This is a genomic window from Parapedobacter flavus (genome assembly GCF_035818675.1).
Taxonomy (GTDB): Bacteria; Bacteroidota; Bacteroidia; order Sphingobacteriales; family Sphingobacteriaceae; genus Parapedobacter; species Parapedobacter flavus.
Genome location: NZ_JAYKZZ010000007.1, coordinates 251,828 through 278,505, shown reverse-complemented (window position 1 = coordinate 278,505; position 26,678 = coordinate 251,828). Strand labels below are relative to the sequence as shown.

Here is a 26,678-nt window from a genome sequence, read left to right as displayed (position 1 = left end):
CGGTACACCCGGGTCGCCCGGTGTGCCGGGATTATCCGTGTCGGGGGTTGAGGGAACAGGCGTGATCGGCTGGCCGGGTTCGTCCGGATCGGTAGGGTCAAATGGTGGTGTGCCTGTCGTTGTTGCAGTGTTCTCAACAACACCGGCATCTTTCTCTGCCTGAGTGATCGTATAGGTCGCCGTGCCCGTCGTGCTTTCGCCCGGAGCAAGTGTCGTTGCGTCGAGTACGATCGGGTCGGTGATCTTCGGATCGGTCACCACCACATCTGTCATCGTCACGTTGCCGATGTTGGTTACCGTGAACGTGTATTCTATCGTGTTGCCATCGGCCGACAGCACGCCCGTTTTGGCAAAGGAAAGGGACGGATCGGCAGGCACAACCACTTCGGTCGGTACGCCCGGGCCGCCCGGTGTGCCGGGGTTGTCCGGATCAGGGGTGGACGGAACAGGCGTTATCGGTTGGCCGGGTTCTTCCGGATCGGCTGGGTCAAACGGCGGCGTACCTGTCGTTGTGGCCAGGTTCTCCACCACGCCGGCATCTTTGTCCGCCTGGGTTACCGTATAGCTGGCCGTACCCGTGGTACTTTCGCCCGGGGCGAGTGTCGTTGCCCCAAGTATGATCGGGTCGGTGATCTTTGGGTCGGTCACCTCCACCCCCGTCATCGTCATGTTACCGATGTTGGACACGATGAAGGTGTATACCACCGTGTTGCCGTCGGCAGACAGTACACCCGTCTTGGCAAAGGACAGTCCCGGGTCGGGCGGAATAGGCGTGACAGACGCCTCGTCAAAGTTGTCGGTTTGGTCTATGTCAACCGCATCATTGGCCTGGATACTGACTAAATTCCGGTAGTCTCCACTCGGGTTAACCCTAGCCTGGATTACCAATTCTTCTTCACCGCCTATAGCCATGGGACCGATATCCCACAGGCCGGTCGTCGGGTTATAGGTACCCTGTGACGGGATCGCGGATATAAATGTATACCCTGAGGGCAACAAATCAGTGGCCTGCACTTGAAATACACTATCGGCCTGTTGAATATCCTGGTTTGTCGCCTTGAGGTTGAAGGTCACGACTTCCCCGAAAAGGGGTGTCGGATTGCTTACGGTTTTTTCGATGGATAAATCTGTTTCCCGTAATCCGATAATCTGGTGCAGCAATACGCCGGAGTCATAACTCCCGTCACCCACATCTGCAATGGCAACCTTAAACCGGTAGGTTTGGCCACCAACGAGCCCACCAATATCCCGTGTTATCGCCTTGGTAATCCCATTATACTCAATATGGACTGGGAATGGCCCGGGTTGGGGATTCGTATTTGGTCCACCATCATTCCGATGGCCATTAATAATATAAAACTCCGTTTGGTTTAGGTTCAGGCCTTCATAATTGGCCTCCCCTTGATCTCCCGCCACTCCCCCGTTTACGGAGTTAACCGCAATGTCCCCATTGGATGGTAACTTCGCAAAGTTTTCCATCGTGGTTCCGTTTCCAATGCCCGGTCCGGATACAAAGAATCCGAATAAGTCATTAAACACGGAACCTACATAATCGGGGTACTCCTCGGAGCCAAACTGGAAGACAATCCGTATACCAGTCACCTCAGGTGCTAAAGTGATATCAAAAGAATAGGCTACTGTATTGAACGCCGCACTCGGATTGATAGCAATAAGGTTTGGGTCTGTACCCGTATTGGTAGGGCTAACAGACGTGACGGCACGCACATTTCGTGTAGTTAAATCATTAACGGCATTACCAGTCGAGAACAACACCCCATCATCGATGCCAAACCCGGCACCGGCTATACCGTTGGTAAAGGTAGCGATTTGGGTATTGAGTACCCCGCGTTCCAGCGTAGGATTAGAGATACCTAAGCCGTCTCCTGTCAGTCGTTCGATTATTCTGGCATCATTAGGAGTGCCTCCTGGATTAATAGTAGCCTGCCCATAGGCGCTCGAGCTAAGTACAAGAAAGAGAGCTACCAAGCTCGATAAACATTTTGCAACTCGCATGGAACGATCATAAAAATTATTCATAGATTCCTTATTTTTCTTGCGTGACACCAAACCATTGTCCGATTAAACCCGCTTTATCCAGGCGGAGATAAGCTTCCTTACCTAGTAATTCGCGCAGTTTGCGCTTATTGACTTCCACCTGCAATTCCCAGCGTGGACCTGACGCCTCGTGCTGTTCCAAGTACTGGTACTTGCCGAGAAACATATTATAAAGGTGGTCTTCCTGCACTTTTGAAAGCTGTACATGTTTCTTTAAGTCGGAAAGGTCACGTTCGGCACGCTGTACAGGTGTTGAGTCTGCATTGTTCCACTCAATCCTCGGGTTGGCCCATACCGAGCATGTGATGCCCGACAGCAAACATGCACACACGCATGACATTAAAAAACACCTAGCCCTTACGCTTCGCTTGGGAAAAGTCAATACGGCAAATCGCACTAAATTATTCATCTATAATACAGATTAAGTCACTTATCATCTTGTTAAAGACCTATACTTTATTTAGGATAACACCCGGAAAATTATTGAAAACTGATTCACGTAAATTTTTCATAGTCAACGTGGTCGACCCTAACGAGGGCTTCCCATAACAGTAGATGATAGCATGATGTCTTATGGTAGTCGTAAAAATTCCTTCAATATAAACGCGTAATTTTCTTCCAACAAACTATTGTAAAACTAACTTAATATCAAGCAATTAAACCAATAGCTAAATCAGATGAGCGCAAAAGTAGAAGCTTTCTGTTTAGTTCGTTTCGGTCTCATGCAAAAATAACATTATTATGTTATTTATGTTATTAAAACATATCAAATAGCATTTTCTTGCTATTCGTCATAAATTGCTCGAACGTGGACATTTTCCGTGGGACAGAATGCGTAGCTTTACGCCCACGTGCCGCTCACCCGATCAGTTATAAGTATATGCAAAGAAAAACCCTGACATGTTTATTTATCAGCATGCTTACCGCCGTTGCACCTACCACAGCATTAATAGCCGATGAGTCTCCAACCATTCAGCAATTAGATGCGCAGTGGAAACAAGGTGAGTTAAGTACCCGCGAGTATACCAGAGCCGTCAACGATTGGATCAACCTCGAGTTTACAGCGGGTGTCCATTTCCATCGCGATACACTCATCCAGCGGCTTTCCACGTTCCGCGAGCTTGCTTGGAGCGCCGATTCGTTGAGCGCGAGTCGTATCAACTACTACATTAACTTGAGCAACAATGCGAACTACGGAAACCGGGAAGGCGAGGGTATTTATTTCCTGGAAAAAGCCGAACAAGAAATTTTAGCTGCACACGGGGAAAAACCGCTGTTGGTGGCCGGGCGGAAATGCAATATGTATGTCGACAAACGGAACTATAAGAAAGTTGTCGCTACGTACAATGAAGAGCGTGATTATATTGAACAATTCCCTGAATTACTCCAATCAAAAGCGATTAATTTGAACATCGCCGCGAGTTTTATCAATGTGTTGAATCCGACGGCCATTGCGTATGCCACGCTGGGTGACACCACGAGCCTCAATGAAACCATCGCCCTGGCCGAGGCCATTTATAGCGAGTTGGAAAAACAGATGAAACCGACGTCACACACGGCTTTCACGGTTCATTTCTACATGAAAAACCTCTATTACCACAAATACTTCACGGCGGAGCACCATCAACAAAAGTCGCTGGATGCCTTAAACACAATGCGGACGGCACTTTATACCGATACGACCATAGCCGCGGGGCTGGTGGGGCAACTGGTACCCGTATTGGAGACCAAATTGATCGACTATTTCCTTACCTATAAACAAAACGATAGCGCGGCATTCTATATCGCCAAGCTGAAAGCCACCCCCGGCGTATTCACCGACCACGATTTTGCGCTGAGCCGGTTTGAATCGGAGTTATTGGCCAACCAAGGGAAATACCAACTGGCGTTTGAGCGGGCTACGGATGCCGTGCATGATATCGATTCTATACAATCCATCTTGATTAATGATATTGATGAGTTGCTCTATGCGCATACCGAAGCGGAGTTTAACCGACAGGCATTGCAGACCGCCGAACAGGAGAAGGGTCGACGCACGGCGTGGCTGATCGCTGTATCTGTTTTTGCTGTTGCCGCCGTAGCCATCGTTTATCTGATAATACGTCGCCGCGAAAAAAAGACGCAAGCGCAGATAGAAAACCTTAATAACGCTGCCAATATCCAGATAGCCGCCATGGAAGAAATCAAGACTCAAGCCGTGCGCGATGAGCAAAAGCGGTTGGCACGCGACCTGCACGATGGGCTATCTTCCACCTTGGCGGGCGCAAAACTCCAACTCGAATTATTAGCGTTAGACAGTGTGCCCAAAACGGCTGGAATACTCACCGATATTCAAAACCAAATCGAGCAAGCGTATACCATCGCCCGCGGCAAAAGCCATCAGTGGTATGATATGGCGGATGGATCAGCAGAGGCTGATTTTGCACAACGCATCCAGCAGCTATTGGATAGCGCGCTTGCCGATGGCCATTACACGAAAGAAATCCATGTGGATGATGATACGTTGTCCCATCTACCACTAGACGCCCGGATTGATTTGCTCCGGATTGTTCAAGAAGCCATAACGAATACCCTCAAGCATGCGAATGCGCGGCATGTCGCTGTATTATTATACCGCGAGGACCCCGCGGTGGTGCTCTCAGTGGCTGATGATGGAAAAGGAACAAAATCGAAAAATACATCCCGGACCGGCATCGGTGTGCAATCGATGCGGGACAGGGCGGAGCAACATGGTGGTACGCTTCGCGTAGAATCCAATCCAAACGGCACGCAGATTACCGCGTCTATCCCACTGGCTTTACAAATCGCGGCATCGTGATTTATCCGCAACTAATTATTGCTATATTTAACGAAGCAAATAACGTTTTTTTGTTAGGTTTGAGGTTTTCTCGTCATTAGACTAATTGTTAGCTTTGTTGCCATCATAATGTCCCATCGTTACATGCAAATATACCCATGCACTCATTAGGAAACCCAATTGCCGTTGTCTATGATGACCATCTGCTATTTGCGGAATCCTTTTCTGCGGTTCTGGAAAGGCTTACTCTTTTCAAATCGACACACATATTTGTAAATGATGAATCGGCGTATCTACAATTCTTGGTAAAACATTTCGATGAGCCGATCTGTTTATTTCTCGATTACTACCTGCCGCAAAAAAATGCGCTGACACTCATCAACGAGACGCGGCGGATCAACAAAAAGGCAAAGATCATTGTGGTAAGCAGCGTCTCCACCCCGGCAATCGTTAGTCATATCTTAACCTACAAGCCCAACGGGTTTCTGAGCAAATCCTCCGGGGTCGATATCGTTATCGAGTGCTTGCGCTCCATTGGCCAAAATGAGTCGTATATTTGCCCCCAAGTCAAGGCAGTGATAGACGCCAAGCTATTTCCTGCAGACGACATACCGTTCACCGCCCGGGAGCTTGAGATGCTCCACTATTTCGCCCAGGGCTTATCAATTATTGAAACGGCCACTAAAACCCACCTCAGCAAACACACCATTGTGGCTCACCGCCGCAAGATGATGACGAAGGCGCAAGTTAACTCTATAACAGAATTACTTGCTTATGCGCGAAACAAAGAGTTGCTTTGATTATTCCAACTTTTCGGTCGCCAAAAGCGCGGTCGCAAAGGCGGCTGGTTGCATATAAATTCAACTTTACCTAGATTTGTACTAACAGGTGGCCGGCAACGTTCAGATACGATGAAAGCGGGTCGTCAGCACGAGTTAACGACAAGCTATGCTTTTAGACAACGCTCGCTCGGCAATGGATATGCTGAATTATGGATGGTGCCTGCTGGAACGCAGTGGGTCCGAAGGACGTAAGGCACCCGTTTACATCATTAGGGAAGCCAACGGGATTTTCTGTGATATCATGGGTGCGGACAACGCGATATGCGGTGAAACGATCCAAGCGGTGTGTCCGTCTATTTTTACAACCATCCAACCCGATTTGGCCAACGAATCGGGTATCGCAGACGCATCCCACCACGCCGAGGCAACGTTCAACAACCGTTATTTTGATATACACGTATCGGAGTTCGACGGTCCGCAAAGCGGCCATTACGCCTTGGTACTGAGTGGCATCCGCGCATCAAAGCGAGTTACCAAATACGTCCCCAGCATCAGGGAGCCCCTGTACCCATCCCTAGACATCGGCCTGGCGGGCGCATTTTATTGGGAGGTGCAACGGAACCGGGTTATTCTCGACGAAAACATCAAATACTACCTTTCACTGCCCGATAGGGTGCTGACAGATGGTCTCCCCTTGCGGGATGTGCTGCCGGCAATCCTGCCGGAAGACCGTCAGGGTGTCTACCGATCGCTGATGAAAGCCGTGAATGGCGCGGAAAACTACCAAACCGAATTCCGCATCCATGCTCCCAATGGCGGTATCCGCTGGATCTCCGCACGGGCCACTGTAAAACGCGATGATAGCGGGACGCCTGTGGAGCTGATCGGCTTTGCCATGGACATCACGGAACGTAAGGTCGCCGAAAAGGCACTGCAAAAATCGGAAGCCATGTTAATGACGGAATCGAATACCATGCGTGGGTTGTACGATTCGGGTAACCGACTGATGGCCATAACGGATTTGAATACGGCATTGGCAGAGATTTTGGATTCGTCCATTGCGCTGCTTGGTGCCGATTTCGGTAATATCCAGTTATACAATACGCTGAACGACAAATTGGAGCTTATTGTGCACCGGGGTTTCGACAATGAATTCGCAGATATCTTCCAATTCGTAGACTGTGGTGATCACACGGCTTGTGGCCGCGCTATCGCGAGTGGGAAACGCGTAATTATTGAGGACGTGGAATTGGATGGGCCATTTGCCCCATATGTGGCCGAAGCGAAAAAATCGGGCTTCCGTGCCGTGCAGTCGACCCCCCTCTTCGACAATAAAGGGAACCTGCTGGCGGTGCTTTCCACGCACTTCCGCCTCCCACACAGGCCATCCGATACCGAATTACTCAAGCTGGATCTCTATGTGCGCCAAGCCATCGATTTCATCGCCCGGGTGCACAATGAGGGGGCGTTGGCCAAGTCGGAAGAAAGCTACCGCGCCATCGTTAACCAAAGCATTGCCGGTATCCTGAAAGTGGACTTTACGGGGCGCGTTACGTTTTCTAATGAAAAACTGGCGGAGATGCTGGGATACGACCTATCGGAAATGGCGCAGCAGACGGTTGCCGATATCGTTCATCCAGACGATATCGCCCGCAACGGCATCCTGTTCGAACGATTGGTTAACGAGGGAGAGGCCTATAGTATCGAAAAGCGTATGCTTCGCAAAGATGGGTCGTTTATCTGGGTGAATAACCAGGTATCGCCCCTTTTTGATGGTAAAGGAGAGCCCCAGGCAGCGGTTATTGTTTCTGTGGATATTACCGAGCAAAAAGCAATCGACCGGCTGAAGGATGAGTTCATCTCTACGGCGAGCCATGAACTCAAAACACCCCTAACCGGCATCAAGGCTTATGGGCAAATCATCAGCAGGCATCTCGAAGCCGAGAATACGCCCGCCTCCCGGGTGGTATCGAGATTGAATAGGCAGGTGGATCGGATGGTGAAGTTGGTATACATGCTCTTGGATACTGGCCTGGTTTCCGGCGGGAAGCTCGCCCTCCAGAAAGAAACGTTTGATATGAATGCACTTATCGGCGAGTGCCTGGCAGAAATCAGGTTGAGTGGACTGAAACATGACCTCCATTTTGTTCCTTGCGATTTGCCCTTGGTTACTGCAGACCGTGATCGCATCGGCCAAGTACTGGCCAACTTGATCGTAAACGCCTTTAAATATTCTCCGGATGGAAGTCGGGTGACCGTAGCCTGCCAAAGCGACGGGCTAACCATAAAGATAAGCGTTCGGGATGATGGAATAGGTGTTGCTGTTGAAAATCAACATCGGATTTTTGAACGCTTTTACCGCGCAGGCGACTCCGGGGAGGCCTCTCCATCAGGCTTCGGATTGGGACTGTTCATCGCCGCACAGATCATCAACGAGCACCAGGGAGAAATCGGCGTGGAAAGCAACATTGGGCACGGATCGTTATTCCATTTCACCTTGCCGCTCGATAAGGACAGTGCCTAGTTGGCCTAACTGTTGAACGGTGCCTTAGATGCCAGGTCTGATGGAAATGGCACGGAGATTATCGTCACTATCCCTGTGAAAATCCGTAACCACGAATAATGACCAATAGCCAATAGCGGAACGCAAAATAATCGCGTGAAAAATGCTCTCCAACTAAAATTATTTCGTAAATTTGTATCCAAACGGATACATTTTTAGATGTTCTTTATTGAAAAAACAACAGAATTTGACAAGTGGTTTAGAAAACTAAACGATTTAAGAGCCAAAGCTAAAATCATTTTCAGGATACAGAAAATTGAAAATGACGAGCATTTTGGCGACAGTAAACCTGTTGGAGACGGAATTAACGAGTTGAGAGTAAACTATGCAAAGGGGTATCGGGTTTATTTCAAAGAGAAGGACAACAAAATAATCCTTTTGCTCATAGGGGGCGACAAATCCACACAACAGCAAGACATCGAAAAAGCAAAGGAAATTTGGAAAAAATTAGCTAAAGATGAACTCGCTAAAGCCCGGTTAAAAAAGTAAGGAAAATGAATACTTCAAAATTTGACATTGCAGACTATTTGGACAGCAATGAAATGATTGCTGAATACCTTAATGCTGTTTTGGAAGAGGGTAATGACGCCGATGTAATTACTGCAATTGGGCATATTGCCAAAGCTGTCGGAATGACTAAAATAGCCCAAGAAACAGGAATGAGCCGACCAAGTTTATACAAAGCATTATCAGAGGGAGCAAGACCACAGTTTGAGACCATTATAAAAGTATTGAGAGCAATCGGTGGGCAAATCAGAATAAGTCCGGTATCGGTATAATACCCGGAGATCAACGTAACCATCCTTGTGAAACGGTAAATGTTCGGCCGAATCCATATAGAGGTTAAGGCTTCCGTACTCCGGTTTGGGCTGGCACATGTTGGGGTTGGCCGAATCCATATAGGGGTTAAGGCTTCCGTACTCCGGTTTGGGCTGGCACATGTTGGGGTTGGCCGAATCCATATAGGGGTTAGGTAAATCCATATAGGGGTTAAGGCTCCCGTACTCCGGTTTGGGCTGGCACATGTTGGGTTTGGCCGAATCCATGTAGGGGTTAGGTAAATCCATGTAGGGGTTAAGGCTCCCGTGCTCCGGTTTGGACTGGCACATGTTGGGTTTGGCCGAATCCATATAGGGTTTGGGCTAATCCATGTAGGGGTTAGGCAAATCTAGAGAGTATAAAAAGTTACTTCTGCCGGAAATACACCTCGATAGGCACGCCTTCAAAATCAAAGTTCTCGCGCAGCTTATTTTCTACGAATCGCTTGTAAGGCTCTTTGATATATTGCGGCAGGTTACAGAAGAAGGCAAACATGGGTGATTTATCGCCGACCTGCGTAACGTACTTGATCTTGATGTATTTGCCTTTGGTGGCCGGGGGTGGGTAGCTCTCGATAATCGGCAGCATCACGTCGTTCAGCTTCGAAGTGGGTATTTTCTTTACCTTGTTTTTATAGACTTGCGATGCTGCTTCTAATGCCTTGAAAATACGCTGCTTTTCGGTTACCGATGTGAAAATGATCGGCACATCGGTGAAGGGTGCTATTTTCTCACGGATGAGCTCTTCAAAGACCTTGGTGGTTTTGTTGTTTTTTTCAATCAGGTCCCACTTGTTGACCAACACAACCACACCCTTCCGGTTCTTTTCGGCCAGGTGGAAAATATTGATATCCTGGGCTTCGATGCCTTCGGTGGCATCCAACATGAGAATAACCACATCCGACTCTTCAAGTGCCTTGATGGTGCGCATCACCGAATAGAATTCGATATTCTCTTTCACCTTGGTTTTGCGCCGAAGTCCGGCCGTGTCGATCAATACGAAATCATGGCCGTATTGATTGTAATCGATGCGGATGGAGTCTCGCGTGGTTCCTGCGACCGCCGTTACGATATTGCGCTCTTTGCCTACCAAGGCATTGATGAGCGACGATTTGCCCACGTTGGGCCTGCCCACGATGGTGTATTTCGGACGGTCTTCGTCTTCCTCTTCTTCCGGTTCGAAATGCTTCACCACCTCATCCAGCAACTCGCCGGTGCCGGATCCGGTCATGGAAGAGAGTGGGTATATTTCGCCCAGTCCGAAACTATAGAAGATACTGGCTTCTTGCTGCAACAGCGGGTGGTCGACTTTGTTGACCACCACAAATACCGGCTTTTTACTGCGGCGAAGCACATCGGCAATGGCATCGTCCAAATCGGTGATACCGGTGGTTACGTCTACCATAAAGAGGATAACCGAGGCTTCTTCAATGGCAATCATCACCTGCTCGCGGATGGCCGACTCGAACACATCATCGGAGCCATGCACATAGCCACCCGTATCGATGACGGTAAACTTATTGCCCGTCCAGTCGCCCTGCCCGTAATGCCGGTCGCGCGTGACGCCGCTGAAATCGTCGACAATCGCCCGCCGGCTTTCTGTCAATCGGTTATACAACGTCGATTTGCCGACATTTGGCCGTCCTACTATTGCGATGATATTTGCCATAAGCCCACAAAGGTAAGGATAAGGAATGGTAAACGGATTAGTTTGCTTGCAGTTGCTCCAAAATATCGTCGAGGTAAGCCCGGTCGTTGGCCAGCCGCGGCACCTTATTCTGTCCACCGAGCTTGCCCCGGGCCTTCATCCACCGGTAGAACGTGCCCTCGGCCGCGTTGTGGATAACCGGAAAACGCAGGGCCAGGTCGTTGAATCGCTTGGCATCGTAATCTGAATTGACCTCGCGCAATGTGGCATCGAGCACGTTGCAAAACCGATCGAAATCGCGCGGTGGCTCTTCAAACTCGATAATCCACTCGTGCGCACCTGCTTTCCCATCGCTAAAATAAATCGGCCCCGCGGTATAGTCGCGTACGCCGGCCCCGGTTGCTGCACAGGCCTGCCTCAAGGCTTCGTCGGCATTATCTACGATGACTTCTTCGCCAAATGCATTGATGAACTGCTTGGTGCGCCCGGTAATCTGGATCCGGTAGGGATGTAGGGTGGTAAACTTAATCGTATCGCCCACCATATAACGCCACAACCCGGCATTGGTCGAAATAATCAACGCATAGTTCTTATCCAGTTCTACCTCATCGAGACCCAATGTTTTCGGGTGCTCATCAGCCACGTTTTCGATGGGTAGGAATTCATAGTAAATGCCATAATCGAGCATCAGCAGCAAGTCGTCGGAATCGGATTGATCCTGCAACGCAAAATACCCCTCCGACGCGTTGTAATTCTCGAGGTAATACATGCTCTCGGATGGGATGAGCTTCCTGAAAAGCTCACGGTAGGGTTTAAAACTAACACCGCCGTGGCTGTAAAACTCCAGATTGGGCCAAATCTCCAGGAGGTTATCTTTGCCGGTGAGTTCCAGCATTCGCTTGGCCAGCACCACGTACCATGTGGGTACGCCCGATAGGCTGGTTACGTTTTCGTGGATGGACCGTTGGGCTACAATTTCGATTTTCTCTTCGAAATCGGGGTTGAGGGCAGTCTCCAGGTCGGGGGTACGGTGCGTTTCCGCCCAAAAAGGCAGGTTACGGAGAATAATCGATGAGAGGTCGCCGTAATACGAATCGGATTGGAAATTATTGATTTGGGAGCTTCCGCCCAGTACCATGGATTTGCCGGTCAGTATCTTGGCATCCGGTCGGTTGTGGCAGTATACGGAGAGCATATCTTTTCCACCTTGGTAGTGACAGTCTTCCAATGCTTCTTCACTCACCGGGATAAACTTACTCCGATCGGCCGTGGTGCCCGATGATTTGGCGAACCATTTGACATCCGATGGCCAGAGGATGTTCTGCTCGCCTTTGATCATCCGATCGATGTATGGCTTAAGGCTGTTGTAATCTTGTATAGGTACGCGTTCCTTATAGGTTTCGGCCGTCAATATGGAATTGTAGTCGTATTGCTTACCCCACTCGGTGGCCTCCGCAGTGGAGATCAGGCTTTGGAACCATTCGTCTTGCACCTCATGCGGGTATTTCATGAAAAGCTCAATCTGATGAATGCGCTTTTTCATGATCCATGTGAATATCGAGTTGATGATGGCCATTTTTTAGCTTTTAGTCTTTAGTACCTAGTAGTTAGTACTTAGTCTTTAGTAGTTAGACATTACTTTCCGGTACTCAGTACTATAATTTCTTCCGGCGCAACTCAAAATTCCGGCCGAGGTAAAACTTACGGGCCATTTCATTGACCGCAATTTCTTCTGGCGTACCGGCAAGCATAATCCTACCTTCGGTGAGCAGGTAAGCACGGTCGGTAATCGACAATGTTTCCTGCACGTTGTGGTCGGTGATTAGGATACCGATATTTCGGTGTTTCAATTTGGATACAATCGTTTGGATCTCTTCTACCGCGATGGGGTCTACGCCGGCGAATGGTTCATCGAGAAGGATGAAATTCGGCTTGGCTGCCAGCGCCCGTGCAATCTCGGTACGGCGGCGTTCGCCACCCGACAATAAATCGCCACGATTTTTCCGCACCCGGTTCAGGCTGAACTCGGCCAGGAGCTCCTCCAGCTTTTCGTTGCGCGTTTCACGGTCGGGGTGATGGATTTCCAACACGGCCATGATATTGTCTTCTACCGACAACTTGCGGAACACCGATGCTTCTTGCGCCAGATAACCTATTCCTTTCTGTGCCCGCCGGTACATGGGGTCTTCGGTGATTTCCTCGCCATCCAGGTATACGTGCCCCTCATTGGGCTTTATCAATCCGACGATCATGTAGAACGATGTGGTTTTACCGGCACCGTTGGGACCTAACAAACCCACAATTTCACCTTGGGCCACTTCGAAAGAAACATCATTTACTACCGTACGTTGGCGGTATTTCTTGATGAGATGTTCTGCTTTTAATATCATATTGTTAGACTTTAGACACTAGACATCAGACACTAGATAGTAGACATCGTAATCCTAAACCTCAAATCCTTATATCTTTTATATTCAATTGCAAGTTCCGCTTATCGCGCCATATATTTTCTTCAATCGTATAGCACATATCAAATGAACGTTGCGTATTGATGGCTTCGGCATAGTCTGCCAAGCCGAAACCGATACAGTCGAATCGCGGGGACCCCGGTTGCATCACCGTCATTTTAAGGTGGCTGCCGCCCACGATGGTGGCCACGCCCAGCACCGTTACTTGTTTACTCATGAAAAGCGGCGCCTCGTTCTGGGGCCCGAACGGCTCAAAGCGGCGTAAAATACGAAAAAATTTCGCGTCGATCTCCGTAAATCCCAGCTCTGCATCAACAGCCATTTCACGCTGCAGCATGCCTGGGAGGATGCTCGCCTCAACGACGTCTTCGAAACGCTGTTGGAACTGTTCGATGTTCTCCGGCTTCATGGTGAGCCCGGCGGCATATTTATGCCCCCCGAATTGATCGAGCAGGTCGCTGCACGCGCTCAACGCTTCGTACAGATCGAAGCCCAATACCGACCGGGCAGAGCCCGAGACATGCCCATTGGTTTGTGTGAGCACCACGGTGGGCCGGTAATATTTCTCGGTGAGCCGCGTGGCTACGATACCGATAACGCCTTTATGCCAATCGGGCTGAAACACGACCGTTGTCTTCCGTTTTTTGAGTGCTTCGTCGCCATCGATGATGGCAAGGGCCTCCTCGGTGATCCGAAGGTCGAAATCTTTCCGTTGGGTATTCTGAACATCGATGCTCTTACTGTACTCGCCGGCTTCTTGCAGCGATTTGGAAATCAAAAGCTTCACTGCATCCTTTGCATGGTCTATCCGTCCCGCAGCATTGATACGCGGTCCGATCTGGAAGATGATGTCATTCACCGTAAAATGACCGCTACGATGGGTAGACAAATCGATCAGCGACTGCAGTCCGCAACAGGGATTGGTGTTCAGTTTGATGAGCCCGTAATGGGCCAATATCCGGTTCTCGCCCGAGATGGGCACGATATCCGACGCGATGCCCACAGCTACCAGATCGAGGTACTGATAGCAACGGTTGATGTCCATGTTGTTTTTTTGAACAAACGCTTGGACGAGCTTGAACCCGATGCCGCACCCGGGCAGCTCTTTATAAGGGTATGGGCAGTCGTTGCGCTTCGGGTCTAACACCGCCACCGCATCGGGCAGCTTGTCGCCCGGCAGGTGATGGTCGCCGATAATGAAATCAATCCCCCGCTCGCGGGCATAAGCCACTTTGTCTAGCGCTTTGATGCCGCAATCTAATGCGATTACTAACGTGAAGCCGTTTTCGGCGGCATAGTCGATACCTTGTTTTGAAATGCCATACCCTTCGGCATACCGATCGGGTAGGTAAAATTCCAGGCCCGAATGGAACTGTCTGAAAAAGCTATAGACGACAGCCACCGCGGTGGTACCGTCTACATCGTAATCGCCATAGATCAGTACCTTTTCCTTATTTCCGATGGCTTTTTCAATACGGGCTATGGCCTTGTCCATGTCTTTCATGAGGAACGGATCATGAAGCGACGACAGGTCGGGGCGAAAAAAACACCGTGCATCGTCAAAGTTAGCCACCCCCCTATTTATCAATAACTCGACCAATACCTTATGAATACCAAGCGCTTCACCCAGCTGCCGTGCGGCAGCTTCGTCACTGCAGGAAGCGATTGTCCATCTTTTTTGCATATATTTATCTATAAACCGTATTTCTCGAGAGGACTTTGCCGCTCTCCATGTCTGCCGAGTAGATCGGTAACACTACCTTTTAAGCAACCAACAAGGTTTGCAAAGAGGGCAAATTTAGCTAAGTTTGTACACTACGAAAGGGTAAAGATAAAAACATGCAGGCACATTCCTTATTCGAAGGTTCATTTTCCGTCGATTCTTCCAAAAAATTCGTTCCTTTTGACGCGGCCAAAGACCGCAAAAAAGACCGACCCGGTTCGCTATTTATCCATGTACATCCGTTTTTGATCGAATCGGCAAACGGCCTGCTGCTCCTCGATACCGGCATTGGGTTTGGAGACAACGATGGCGACCTTCAACTGCATTACAATATCCGGAAAGCGGGTTTCGAACCGCATGATGTGCGGTACGTACTGCTATCGCACTTGCATAAAGACCATGTAGGCGGCACGGTGGTCGATCGCAATGGCACGTTTCGCGTTGCTTTTCCGGATGCCGAATACATTGTGCAGCGGGGCGAGTGGGAAGACGCATATGCCGGCATGTCCGATTCTTACCGAACGGAGATCTTCGATGTACTCCAACGCAGCGGCAATCTTGTGTTGGTAGAGGGCGACGGCTCGATTAACAACGAGATCAGCTATGAGGTTTCGGGGGGGCACACGCCCCACCACCAGGTTTTCCATATCCAAACGGGTGGTGAGCACTTCTTCTATGGCGGCGATGAGGCACCCGAACCGGAGCAATTTTTCCGCCAGTTTGCTGCTAAGTACGATTACGACGGCCGTAGATCCATGGAACTGCGACAGGCGTACTGGGAGCGCGGGTGTGCCGAAGACTGGGTGTTTCTGATGTACCACTCGACCAATATCGCTATCGGCCGGCCCGAGCGAAAAGAAAATGGCGACTGGCGGCTGGTAGATGCAGGGGGTTAACGCACAACCAACTCTACCACCACCGCCCGGTGGTCGGAAGGCCAGGGCTGAATAACGATATCGGTCATCGGCGACGGTTCGCCAACAATGGCGGCCTCCCGAACGGTGAAGCGATCCTTACTGACATAAATCAAATCTATCCGGTCGTGGATTTCGGGATCGCGCCAAAGCCCTTCGACGGATGTCCAGGTATAAGCCGGCCGCTGCTTCACATCGGGATACACTTCCCGGTATGCATCCTTGAATCCCTTTTCAATCAATAGCGCTGTGGCCGGCCAATTAACGGCAAAAGGCAATAACGTGTCGCCCCGATCTTTGATGGCTTCTGCTGTCCAGTCGAGGCAGCTCGGTTCATTGAAATCGCCCACCAATACGGTTGGGTAATCGCTATACGCGGCAATTTCATCCAGCATATCCTGAACTTGGTGGAGCCGCGCCTTTCTCGCGGAGGCCTCGGCAGCTGCAGCGTCCAACAACTTTCCATCGGCTACGTCATAAGGTTCATACGGTGTATACATGAGGTGCATAACCCCGAAGACGATGTCCTGCCCATCGGGCAGTTGTAACACCACCGCTTGGGATACGGTGGTGGTGTCCACCGGCCGGAAGTTGTATTTTGAAATGACCGCACGACTGCCATCGATGAGGTGGCAGTGCCACCCCAAGCTGTCTGCTAATAATTGGGCCCGCGATGCATTGTCACTTTTGTTGTTGGTTTGCTCCTGGAGGCCGACCACATCGGCATTTGCGCTACGAATAGCCGCTAACTGATATTTGATGGTGGTATCGCGCGGCAGTTTCACCGCATCGCCGCCATGCCAGAGGTTGAAGGTCATCACCCGTAAACTGGCCTGCTCGTCCGCTCCTTTGCCAGTACTGGCGGGCTGGCATGAAATTGCAAATAGGGCAATAATAAGTCCCAAGATCGTCATCATCGGTCTGCTCATGTTGTGTTTTATTACTTTACTTCCCATCCGTAGTCTACATACTCCCAGGTAAACTCATCGCCATCCGTCTTTACCACCAAAAATCCTTCTTCGGTGCCATGAAATGCCCCGGACCACCAATTTGCACACACCGCTCCGGCGGTAATGAATTGCACACCTTTAACTTTAATCTCTTCGTATAGATGCTGATGGCCCTGCAGTACCAACTTTAGGTTATGACTGCCAAATAAATCAAAGGTCTCCTTTTGATTGTCAAAGGTGTCTGCTGATGTATAACGGCCCTCAAGTACGGGATAATACAAAGACAGGAACGGTACATGGGTTGAGACGACTATAGGCCGTTCTCTCGGCGTTTGGGCGAGAAGGCTGCTGAGCCACTGTTGCTGTTGCGTATCTATGCAATATTGCCCATTACAGATTTGCGTGGAGTTCAACACGATGAACAACCACCCTTTGTGTTCAAAGGCGTAATAGGTCTTCCCGAAAAAAGACTCGAACAGTTTTTCGCCGTACGCACCACTTTTTTCCCCATCGCCCCAGTAACGGTCATGATTGCCGATGGTGTAATAAAAAGGGAGTGACGATTGATCGGCAATTGCTTTGTAGTCGCTGAATAGTTTGACTGCTGTGTTGCGTTGGTCGCTTTTCATCGCATCGACATCGGCGTTGTCACCACCGGTCAGGATAAAGTCCACGTTTTTATTTTCGGCGGATTGGATGGCTTGTTTGAAACCCTCCAAACTTCCGGATTCAGGGTTCGTGTTGGTATGGATATCCGTCAGGAAAGCCAATGAGAAAGCCTCTTGGGCCTGTGCCGAGAATAGCGTTAGGAAACCGATACATGCCGTACCTAAAATTCTTTTCAACATCGTCTTTTTATTATATCTGAATAATATCTTGATTATTCCCAATCAAACAACTGATACAAATTGGGGTTCAATATCGTTTCGGCATTTGGCACGGGACGGTAATAATATTTGGGCTCCATAAAGGTGCGTTCCCGATCGTCAGTGACCAAAACGCCACCGTTTACACCATTTTCGAGATAAATGGACGCTCCGCCACCTATCGTACCTATGGAATAATAGGCCAACTGCACACCGAGTGAATTTTGTTCGCGTTCCGCGGGAATAGTCTGTCCTTCCGGTATCAGCCGGATATCGGGTACGTCGTCTCCGGTTAGGTCGTAATCGCCCACGCCCGGAAAATACATGCCCACAGGGATATTCTCCAATAGCTTACCCGCATGCCAGCGCATCAAATCATCATAACGGCTATTTTCAAATACCAACTCCACCCGTCGCTCGCGCCGGATTTCGAGTATGACACCTTGGTTTGCGCCAACGACATCTGCGAATTTAGCCACCAGTACGGGGTCGGGGTCCGCGTTTGAGGCGGCCAGATTAAGATGTGGCATGGCCACACGATCACGCAACAGATTCACGGTATTATCCAGATCCGTCTGGGTTAAGGTGCCTAGTTCGGCTTTTGCCTCTGCCAGTATCAACAATACTTCAGCGTAACGGTGTACAGGTACATCTGTACTATTCAGTATGACTTGATCGGTACTATTGGCGTAGCCTTTCAGCTGGTGGTACCCCGTAAAATTCCGAGCGAGAAATTGCACGTATGGGGCGCTGTCTTGTGCACGCTGCCAACCGGGATAGGCGATGGTCTGGGCCAGCCTGGGATCACGGTTTTCAAATTCTTTTACAAAACCCAGTGTTTCATATGCGGATTGGTCCGTAAAACGCGAGCCATCGGTCCGCAAGTACGCTTGCACCAGATCGCGCGCCGGCGATTGTTCATAGTTACCGAATATACCCGTGTTTTGGTTTCCGCTTCTATTCTTGGTTTGGTCGTAGCTGTTCACCAAAATCATCTCGCTATTACCCGTCAAGTCTTGGTTGCCAAACAAGTCTGCATAATCCGATTCCGGATTTCCGGTATTGTGAATGCTGAAGCCTCCTTCGGCAATAATCTGTTCGGTGATTGCTACCGCCCTTACCAAAAAGGCATCTGCCGTACCCTGCAACCCCAATTCGGGATGGTATTTCCGATAGGTACCCTCATAGAGTGCGATTTTGGCCGCCATAGTCGCTACGGCCCATCTGTCTGGCGTACCGGTTGGCACATCGTCACGTACGTTTGCCATGGCGAACTCCAAATCGGCCATTACATTACCCATCACCAATTCCCGCGGATCCTGTGCTTTGAAGAGTTCCTCATCGCCGGGATTAAGGGTACCCGAATACCAGGGCACATCGGAAAACCGTTTCACCTTATCGTGATAGAAAATGGCGCGGTAGTAACGGGCCAGGCCCGCGTAATGGTTCTTCACATCATCGGTCACAGCAGCCCGATCGTAATTCTCCAGAAAGTAGTTGATGGTACGCAGCCTGCCCCACGACCACCCGCCGGAAATGTTTTGCGAAGAAGGATCGCCGGTCATGATATTTTTGACCTCGACGGCCGCCGTCGTTGCCAAGTTATCTGTACTTTGGTCGGAAAGGTACATGCCGTGACCCGAAAGGCTTAACATGCCATTGATGTACAGGGCTAAATCCTCTTCCGTATTGAAAAATACTTCAGGCGTAACGGACGTCTGCGGGTAACGATCGAGAAAATCCTTCTGACAGGACGTTGCTACAGCAGCCAATGCCACTAAGAACAGTATTTTGTATCTTTTCATGATGTCGTTCATTTCTTTGTCAAAAACCAATATTCAATCCAAATGCAAACCTTCGTTGGAACGGATAAGCCCAAGCGCTGCTATCCGTACCCCAGTTGATTGATTCGGGGTCTACAAACCGTTTGACCTCGGAAAACTCGAAAATATTCTCTCCCGTAACGAAAAAGCGCAAGCGGCTCATTCCCCACCGTTGAACCGTTTCATAGGGCAGCGAATAGCCCAGTGTGATATTTTTCACGCGTAAATAGGCACCATTGAGCAGATAGGTGGTATTCGGTTGGTCCAGCCCCGATCGGTCTCCATTACCATCCCTGTAATTATAGTCGGCCAACCAAGACTGCAACACGGGATAACTCGCATCCAAATTCTGGTCAGCAAGACCAGCTGCTATATAAGCTGCCGAATGCTTGGCTCGTTGTTCAGGTGTATCATCGGTTGCTCGATAGTGATCCAGGTGCCACGGATACACGTTGGCGTAGGGCTGTTGGTAAGGTCCCCAAAAGAGGTAATGCCGCGGATAGTAATCGCGCATCAACACCCCTTGCAAAAAGACCTGCGCATCAAACCCGTTCCAATCAGCATTGAGGTTAAACCCGAGGCGATACCGATCGGATGTATTGCCGATGATGGCCCTGTCTTTCATATCATCAACGGTTTGGCCGAGTTCGATCTTCCCGTCGCCATCTATATCTTTGAATTTCGGCCATCCGGGCACAATATCGAGCGCCCCCCAAGGGATGAGGGCTGTCTGGTCTAATGCATCGATTTCATCTGTCGATTGGAAGAAGCCATCACCAATCAAACCATACAACGTACCAAATTCGTAACCTTCAAAGTACTGCGATATCAATCGTTGGTCGTTCTTGAATTTGGTGATATACGCCCGCGAATCAGATAGCACCAATTTGGTTTCCAACCGGAAGGGCTTAGCCGCTACGGTAAAATTATCCCGGTAGGTGAGGGAAAGCTCCCAGCCTTTTCCGCGGAGATCCGCCGAATTTTGCTTAGGCACTCCAGTCCCCAGCACCGATGGCAGCTGTTCACCCGCAACTAGCATTCCTGTAGTTTCACGGATAAAGTAATCGAAGCCGGCAAAAATCCGGTCATTCACCAACCCGATATCCGTGCCGAAGTTGATGGTGGCAACATTTTCCCAGCTGTAATTTGCCGGGTTTATGGTTAGTGAAGGTGCTCCCGTGACGATTTGCCTTTGCGCACCATCGATGAGATAGCTCGATAATGCGGTGCCCATGGTTTGGATATAGGAAAAATCGCCCACGTTTTGATTACCGAGGCTACCGTATGATGCGCGCAACTTTAAATTGGAAAAGGCGGGCTTTAAGTCTTCGAAGAACGGCTCATTGCTCACAATCCAAGCTCCCGATATGGACGGGAAGAAGCCCCAGCGATTGGACGCTGGGAACCGGGACGAGCCATCGTAGCGCCCCGTACCTTCGAGGATATATCGGTCGTTGATGGTATAGTTCAACCGGCCGAATACACTCTGAGTGGCGTATGAACTATACTCCGCATTAATGCGCGCTTCGCCGGTGGTCAGCTCCAGGTAGGGCAGCGTTGATGAAATTAGCTGATCGCGTTGAGCAATGGTGGTTTCCCACACATAGTCTTCTTGGTTATAGCCCGCCGTTAAGCTGAAGTCGTGTATACCGAAGCTTTTGTTGTAATTTGCATAAAGGTTAAATACGTTGTTTTGGATTTCTCCACGTCGGTCGTACACGAAGCCGTTGCCGCCTTCCTCCCGGATATCATCGGGGCCATAACCCACTTTGTACTTTTTCGAATGCCTCGGATATCGCCAATACTCTCGCTTGAAACTGGCGTCGCCGGTTACAGTCAGGTCGCCATCTAGGAACGTGCCCACCGCATTGAAGATATTCTGGAAGCCAAACATGTGTTCATTGCTATTCCCCCCGTCTACTAACCGTGCGGCGAGTCGTCCGGCAGCGTTATTGCCCCACGTACCATCCGGGTTTTTGGCCACGTTGGTGGGCTGTAGGTAATAGATGTCAGTGATGTTGGCATTTGGCTTGGCGATATCCGTTTGGTAAACGTTCATGTTATTATCCAGTTTCAACCATTGTAGCGGACTGAACGTCAGCCTTCCCCGGATTCCCTTGCGTTGCCAGTAATCTTCCGCCATCCTGTTTAACCCATTATCTTTGGTGTAATCGGCCGACAGATAATACGAAAGCGGCTTTTCGTTGATCGTAGAGCCACCCGAAAGCGCTACATTGTGTGATTGGGAAACGGTAGCCTTCTTAAAAAAATAATCATTCCAATTGTTGTTCCCCATATATTCCCATTCAGTGGGGTTATTGGGGTTAATCCGTACATCGGCTAGCGAGGGATCTTCCGACCGTTCTTTGGCCCATTGGTAATACGCTTCACTGAATTGCACGTAACTGGGTCCGTTCCAGGGCGTATTAAGCGTGGAATTTTCCAACACGCGCGAGAAAATATAGGGATCGGTTACCGGGTCGGGCATTTCCGTGGGCCTGCCGAAGGAGGTTGTGAGGTTGTAGCTGATGCTTTGCGTCCCCTGGCGGCCTTGCTTGGTAGTAATCAAAATCACGCCGTAGGCCGCCCGGGCACCGTAGATGGCCGCCGATGAGGCATCGCGCAATACAGTGTAGGAGGCAATATCGTTGGGGCTTAACCGAATCATGTCATAGGTGTCAGATACGGGTATTCCATCGATGACAATGAGGGGTGATCCGCCGTTTATAGACGTTGTTCCCCTAATATTGATATCCGGTATCTCACCGGGTGAACCATTGCCATAGGTGATATTCAAGCCTGGACTGACTCCTTGCAAACCCTGCATGATATTGGATACCGGTCTCGACTCTAATTGTGCGCCAGAAATCTGGTCTACCGCACCAGTCAGATTGCTTTTCCGTTGTGTTCCAAAGCCTACCACGATGACCTCGTCGAGATTACCGGCATCTGTTTCCAAGACCACTTCCAACTCGGTCTGGCCAGTATATTGGCGTTCCTGGGATTTGTACCCCACCATACGGAATACCAGCGTGGCGCCATTCTCCAAGCCTACGAGTGCGTATTGCCCTCCATCATCAGTTGCGGTGCCTAATGGTGTACCTTGCACGACCACACTCGCGCCGACCAGCGCCTGCCCTGCTTGATCCGTCACTTTGCCCACCAGACGGTTTTGCGCCATAGCATCGAAAGCTACGGTTTGCGCCAAAACAAATATAACGCCGATGCAACCCCAAACGCCCCACCGATGGGCCCTGCTTTGTTGTCGTTGTCCTTTCATAATCGAATTTTAATTGGTTTATTAATTGAACATTTAGTCAAAAAAATAATACTGTTTAGTTACTTAAGTCCTAGTTTTATATTCATATGTTCTATTTGTTAGCGCGTTATTATTGGTCGGTACGCGGGTACCTGTTTGTTTGTGCAATATTATTGTCTTTTAATTGATTATGCAAGAAAAAAAATCACGCAATCGATTGTAAACTATCAATCAACCGGTTGCGTTAATCGATTGTTTGTAACAAAAAATTGAATGAACATACAATTAATAAAATATAATCAATTTGTTAATATAATTTTATTAATTTCGTAATCCATTATTTACGCATACCCATGGGAAGAAAAAGTTTAAAAGAAGTCAGGCAGCTGGAAATCATCAAGGTTTTTTATAAAGTTGCCAAGAAGGAAGGACTCGAAAACACATCCATAGCAAAAATTGCGAAAGTGATGGACGTCAACCCCAGCCTGATCATCCATTATTTCCAAACCAAGGATGACCTTACATATGCGTTGATTGACTATATACTGGAAAAATACTTGCTTATATACCGCGTGGGAAGAAACCACGATATCCCCTTAGGTGATGCTTTAGTTACGGTAATTGACGATTTGTTTTCTCGGAAATGGAACAAATTATTCGACGATGGTCTGTTTTACAGCTGTTATGCATTGACGTTCCGCGATAAAAAAGTTAAAACCAAATACAAGAAGCTAACGGATTCACTGAGAACACAGCTTTCAACCCTGATCGAACGTTGCAATGCTGCCGGTATAACTACCGTTAATAGCCCTTCCCTTGTTGCTGAACTCATTTTTGCCCTGATTGACGGCTCCTATTTTTACCTGAGCCTCTCAGCTAGCCCGAAGACTTTCGACGAAAAAATAACGGAATATAAAATAGAGGCTTACCGCTTACTCGGGCTTGACGACTTGGCCGTCTCGTCGCCTCATGCTTGAGCGTTGCCGCGAATACCGGATGATGCCAAATAGGGCAATAAGAACCCATATGCCATTGGCAGCGAGATTGGGCGAATCCTTAAAATACCACGCACTGATCACCAAACCGACCCCTCCGATTACATTCAAAATTTGGTAAAGTGGGTTATCAAACCGTAATATTTTAAGGTTGAGGAGTAAGTATGCTAATGAGCAAAAAATAAACCCAAGCCATCCGATAATGGTCACCGTTGTTTCTGTCATCTCCTTTGTGCTTTCAGATTGCCAATAGCGCAGCCGCTTCACCATCCTCAAACTTCTCGACCTGCGATTGCAGCAGCTGCTTCATCTCGGCAGTAATGGCTTCATAGCCTTCTTTGCCGTATAAATTATGCATTTCGTTGGGGTCTTCCTTGAGGTCGAAAAGCTCCCATGCATCCACCCGCTTATAGAAGCGGATCAGTTTATACCGCGCATTGCGCACACCGAAATGTGGTGATACGGCATGTTCGCCATTTTCGTAATAATGGTAATAAACCGCATCCCGGATGGTCGTATCGGGATTCCGGAATAAGGGCAACAGCGACTTTCCTTGCACATCTTGCGGTATCTCCGCACCGGCCAGCTGCAGGAGGGTGGGTGCAATATCGGTATTCACCACAAACCCGTTGACCACCGAGCCGGGTTCGATCGTGCCCGGGAAGCGGGCCAGCATCGGGGTGCGGAAGGATTCTTCGTACATAAACCGCTTATCGAACCATCCGTGCTCACCCAAATAAAACCCCTGGTCGGAAAGGTATATCACCAACGTATTATCGGCCAGTCCGTTTTCGTCGAGGTAGTCCAATATCCGCCCGATATTGCGATCCAGCGATGCTGCGGTACTGAGGTAGTCACGCATATAACGCTGGTATTTCCATTCGGCCAATGCCTGGCCGGCAAGATTCCGGGCATTGAAATCGGCAAATATTGGCTGGTAATATGCATCGAATTTACGCCGTTGTTCGGGCGTCATTCGTTTGATTGCCCTTTCGCGGTCGGCCGCAGCGACCGGTTCCATCTTCAGGTCGTAGCCCATCCGGATATCCTTGGCGATGTTCATTTCTTGCACAGCTGCTGCTTGCCGACCGGTATAATCGTCATAAAACGTTTCGGGCAATGGAAAATCAACGTGGTCGTAACGACCGAAGTCGGCCGTATCGGGCAACCACACCCGGTGCGTTGCTTTATGACCAATAACCAGGCAGAAGGGCTCACTATGATCGCGGCCATCCAGCCATGCTTCGGCCTTATCGGTAATGATGTTGGTTACATAGCCCTCTACGTGTTCCCGCTCACCGCCCGTGTTGATGAAATCGGGATTATAATACGCTCCCTGGCCGGGTAGAATGCTGTAATAATCCAATCCCTGCGGACTATTCCCGAGGTGTTGCTTGCCAATCCATGCCGTTTGGTAGCCCACATTTTGCAGGCCTTTCACAAACAGGTCCTGCCCGTGGTCAAACGTAGACGTCTCGTTATCTTTGAAGCCGTTTTTGTGGCTATACTTCCCCGTGAGCAACGTTGCACGACTCGGTCCGCAGATGGAGTTGGTTACATATGCGCGACTGAATCGGGCACCTTCATTGGCAATCCGGTCCATATTTGGCGTCTCCACCAAACCACGGCCATAAGCGCCTATGGCCTGAAACGCATGGTCGTCTGAAACGATGAGTAGGATATTGGGACGCTGTACTGGAGAAGGCTCCTGCGCACGCACTCTATAGACAACTCCGAACAGACTTATAACCAGTAAAAAACGAATGATTTGAAACATGTTCAATTATAAGCACTTTTTTCTTTGCATCAATGGAATTTTTAGCATAGATTTGCGCGCTAACGGTTTGCATGTGCAATAAAGTTGTAACCGATCAACGTTTGCATGTTTCATAAAAAGGCAATTTCATGAAGAGGAAAACATCAGTAGCCTGCCTGCTATTTGCTTGCCTATTTGCTGTATCGCAGGCACAAACATCCGCCGACCAGCCTGTAAATCCTTCAGATCCTGATAATCTAGCCAAAGACTACTTCTCCCAAATAATGGGCGTCGCGGTATCGGCTTCTACCAATACGCAACTATACCAGTTTATCTATGAGTGGATAGGTACCCCCTATCGGTTGGGCGGAAAGACCAAGCGGGGCGTCGACTGCTCGAAATTCGCATACGAGCTTTACGATAAAGTCTTCAACACGACGCTTGGCCAAAATAGCCGTAACATATACACACAGGTAGACCCCATTGCCAAAGATAAACTCATGCCGGGCGATTTGGTGTTTTTTAAAATACGCAGCCGTAGCATCACCCACGTAGGTGTTTATATCGGCGATGATAAATTTGCGCATGCTTCTTCAAGCAGGGGTGTGATGATAAGCGACTTGAACGATGCCTATTGGAAGCGTTACTATTACAATGGTGGCCGAATGCTGGCCGCTGTAACCAACGGTGGATCTGGTGGTGTAGAGGACGCGTTGTAATCGTCGCATGACAACTAGGGATATGTCTACAAAAAAAGTATTAATCCTCAACCAGGAGCAGATTGCGAACAAAATCACCCGCATTGCTTATCAATTGATGGAGGACAATTTTGAAGAGACCGCGCTGGTTTTGGTAGGAATTGCCGACCGGGGTTATGTGTTTGCGCATCGACTGAAAGCAGAACTGGAACGGATTTCTGCTTTTGATATCACGCTTATAAAAGTTACCCTCGACAAAACAAGCAGCACGCTGCATGCGGAGACAGACACTCCCGTTGAACAGGCAAAAGACAAAGTCGTGGTATTGGTAGACGACGTATTGAACAGCGGGCGTACACTAGCCTATGGTATCGGTGTATTTTTCGATGTGCCGCTAAAGAAAATGCGTACCGCGGTATTGATTGACCGGAGCCACCATAAATTCCCGATCTTCAGCGACTTCTCGGGTTTAAAACTCTCCACCATCCTGAAAGAGCACGTTACGGTCCAGCTTCGCGAATGCGATGGCGGTGAGGATGCCGCATGGCTCATCTAGTCGTGCA

21 protein-coding genes are annotated in these 26,678 nt (G+C 49.3%); 9 read left to right on the top strand and 12 right to left on the bottom strand.

Annotated features, from left to right (window positions below; all coding sequences use genetic code 11):
- Positions 1–2,037: DUF7507 domain-containing protein (locus tag U9S71_RS08075; RefSeq protein ID WP_326326602.1), on the bottom strand; the 2,037-nt coding region annotated here is incomplete at its 3' end.
- Positions 2,038–2,044: 7 nt separating this feature from the next.
- Positions 2,045–2,464, bottom strand: a complete 420-nt coding sequence (locus tag U9S71_RS08070) for a hypothetical protein (RefSeq protein WP_326326600.1) — start codon at positions 2,462–2,464, stop codon at positions 2,045–2,047.
- Between the two features lie 471 nt (positions 2,465–2,935).
- Between U9S71_RS08070 and U9S71_RS08065 the strand changes: the two genes are divergently transcribed.
- From U9S71_RS08065 to U9S71_RS08045, 5 genes are all read left to right on the top strand, one after another.
- Entirely contained in the window at positions 2,936–4,873 is a 1,938-nt protein-coding gene (locus U9S71_RS08065) for a sensor histidine kinase (RefSeq protein ID WP_326326598.1), read from the top strand.
- 137 nt (positions 4,874–5,010) lie between these two features.
- Complete coding sequence (locus U9S71_RS08060) at positions 5,011–5,652, top strand: response regulator transcription factor (protein WP_326326597.1); 642 nt, start codon at positions 5,011–5,013, stop codon at positions 5,650–5,652.
- Between the two features lie 148 nt (positions 5,653–5,800).
- Positions 5,801–8,158, top strand: a complete 2,358-nt coding sequence (locus U9S71_RS08055; protein ID WP_326326595.1) for a PAS domain-containing protein — start codon at positions 5,801–5,803, stop codon at positions 8,156–8,158.
- A gap of 198 nt (positions 8,159–8,356) precedes the next feature.
- On the top strand, positions 8,357–8,686 hold the full coding sequence (locus tag U9S71_RS08050) for a type II toxin-antitoxin system RelE/ParE family toxin (RefSeq protein ID WP_326326594.1): 330 nt from the start codon (positions 8,357–8,359) through the stop codon (positions 8,684–8,686).
- A 5-nt stretch (positions 8,687–8,691) separates the two neighbouring features.
- The gene (locus U9S71_RS08045; protein ID WP_326326592.1) at positions 8,692–8,976 is read left to right on the top strand and encodes an addiction module antidote protein; all 285 of its coding nucleotides are present in this window, start codon (positions 8,692–8,694) and stop codon (positions 8,974–8,976) included.
- A 406-nt stretch (positions 8,977–9,382) separates the two neighbouring features.
- Here the strand turns inward: U9S71_RS08045 and der are convergent, their stop codons facing one another.
- The 4 genes from der to recJ all read right to left on the bottom strand — a co-directional run bounded on the left by der (position 9,383) and on the right by recJ (position 14,815).
- Entirely contained in the window at positions 9,383–10,684 is a 1,302-nt protein-coding gene (gene der / locus U9S71_RS08040) for a ribosome biogenesis GTPase Der (protein WP_326326590.1), read from the bottom strand.
- Between the two features lie 37 nt (positions 10,685–10,721).
- On the bottom strand, positions 10,722–12,239 hold the full coding sequence (locus U9S71_RS08035) for a GH3 auxin-responsive promoter family protein (RefSeq protein ID WP_326326588.1): 1,518 nt from the start codon (positions 12,237–12,239) through the stop codon (positions 10,722–10,724).
- A gap of 79 nt (positions 12,240–12,318) precedes the next feature.
- Positions 12,319–13,053: an LPS export ABC transporter ATP-binding protein gene (gene lptB, locus U9S71_RS08030; protein WP_326326587.1), complete on the bottom strand. Its 735-nt coding sequence runs from the start codon at positions 13,051–13,053 to the stop codon at positions 12,319–12,321.
- 61 nt (positions 13,054–13,114) lie between these two features.
- A complete protein-coding gene (recJ, locus tag U9S71_RS08025; RefSeq protein WP_326326585.1) occupies positions 13,115–14,815 on the bottom strand; it encodes a single-stranded-DNA-specific exonuclease RecJ in 1,701 nt (566 codons plus the stop codon).
- A gap of 155 nt (positions 14,816–14,970) precedes the next feature.
- Here recJ and U9S71_RS08020 point away from each other — a divergent pair, with 155 nt between their 5' ends.
- Positions 14,971–15,750 (top strand): MBL fold metallo-hydrolase, encoded by a 780-nt coding sequence (locus U9S71_RS08020; protein ID WP_326326584.1) that lies wholly within the window; start codon positions 14,971–14,973, stop codon positions 15,748–15,750.
- Here U9S71_RS08020 and U9S71_RS08015 read toward each other — a convergent pair.
- The 4 genes from U9S71_RS08015 to U9S71_RS08000 are packed head-to-tail and all read right to left on the bottom strand — an operon-like array spanning position 15,747 to position 22,687.
- Entirely contained in the window at positions 15,747–16,697 is a 951-nt protein-coding gene (locus U9S71_RS08015) for an endonuclease/exonuclease/phosphatase family protein (protein WP_326326582.1), read from the bottom strand. The genes U9S71_RS08020 and U9S71_RS08015 overlap by 4 nt on opposite strands.
- Before the next feature lie 11 nt (positions 16,698–16,708).
- Positions 16,709–17,566 carry a metallophosphoesterase family protein gene (locus U9S71_RS08010; protein WP_326326580.1) on the bottom strand — a complete coding sequence of 286 codons (858 nt, stop codon included), beginning with the start codon at positions 17,564–17,566 and terminating at the stop codon, positions 16,709–16,711.
- A gap of 32 nt (positions 17,567–17,598) precedes the next feature.
- The gene (locus U9S71_RS08005; protein ID WP_326326578.1) at positions 17,599–19,389 is read right to left on the bottom strand and encodes a RagB/SusD family nutrient uptake outer membrane protein; all 1,791 of its coding nucleotides are present in this window, start codon (positions 19,387–19,389) and stop codon (positions 17,599–17,601) included.
- Between the two features lie 19 nt (positions 19,390–19,408).
- Positions 19,409–22,687, bottom strand: coding sequence for a SusC/RagA family TonB-linked outer membrane protein (locus U9S71_RS08000; RefSeq protein WP_326326576.1), 3,279 nt, complete (start codon positions 22,685–22,687; stop codon positions 19,409–19,411).
- A 332-nt stretch (positions 22,688–23,019) separates the two neighbouring features.
- On the opposite strand from U9S71_RS08000, the gene U9S71_RS07995 reads away from it, so the two are divergent.
- Complete coding sequence (locus U9S71_RS07995) at positions 23,020–23,643, top strand: TetR family transcriptional regulator (RefSeq protein ID WP_326326574.1); 624 nt, start codon at positions 23,020–23,022, stop codon at positions 23,641–23,643.
- Here U9S71_RS07995 and U9S71_RS21010 read toward each other — a convergent pair.
- Together U9S71_RS21010 and U9S71_RS07990 are read right to left on the bottom strand one after the other, a co-directional pair.
- Positions 23,599–23,886 (bottom strand): CBU_0592 family membrane protein, encoded by a 288-nt coding sequence (locus U9S71_RS21010; RefSeq protein ID WP_436410308.1) that lies wholly within the window; start codon positions 23,884–23,886, stop codon positions 23,599–23,601. The two genes, U9S71_RS07995 and U9S71_RS21010, sit on opposite strands and share 45 nt — an antisense overlap.
- A gap of 13 nt (positions 23,887–23,899) precedes the next feature.
- Positions 23,900–25,438, bottom strand: coding sequence for a sulfatase family protein (locus tag U9S71_RS07990; protein WP_326326572.1), 1,539 nt, complete (start codon positions 25,436–25,438; stop codon positions 23,900–23,902).
- Between the two features lie 128 nt (positions 25,439–25,566).
- Here U9S71_RS07990 and U9S71_RS07985 point away from each other — a divergent pair, with 128 nt between their 5' ends.
- Together U9S71_RS07985 and U9S71_RS07980 are read left to right on the top strand one after the other, a co-directional pair.
- Complete coding sequence (locus U9S71_RS07985; protein ID WP_326326570.1) at positions 25,567–26,136, top strand: C40 family peptidase; 570 nt, start codon at positions 25,567–25,569, stop codon at positions 26,134–26,136.
- A gap of 22 nt (positions 26,137–26,158) precedes the next feature.
- Entirely contained in the window at positions 26,159–26,671 is a 513-nt protein-coding gene (locus tag U9S71_RS07980) for a phosphoribosyltransferase family protein (protein WP_326326568.1), read from the top strand.
- The last annotated feature ends 7 nt before the right edge of the window (positions 26,672–26,678 follow it).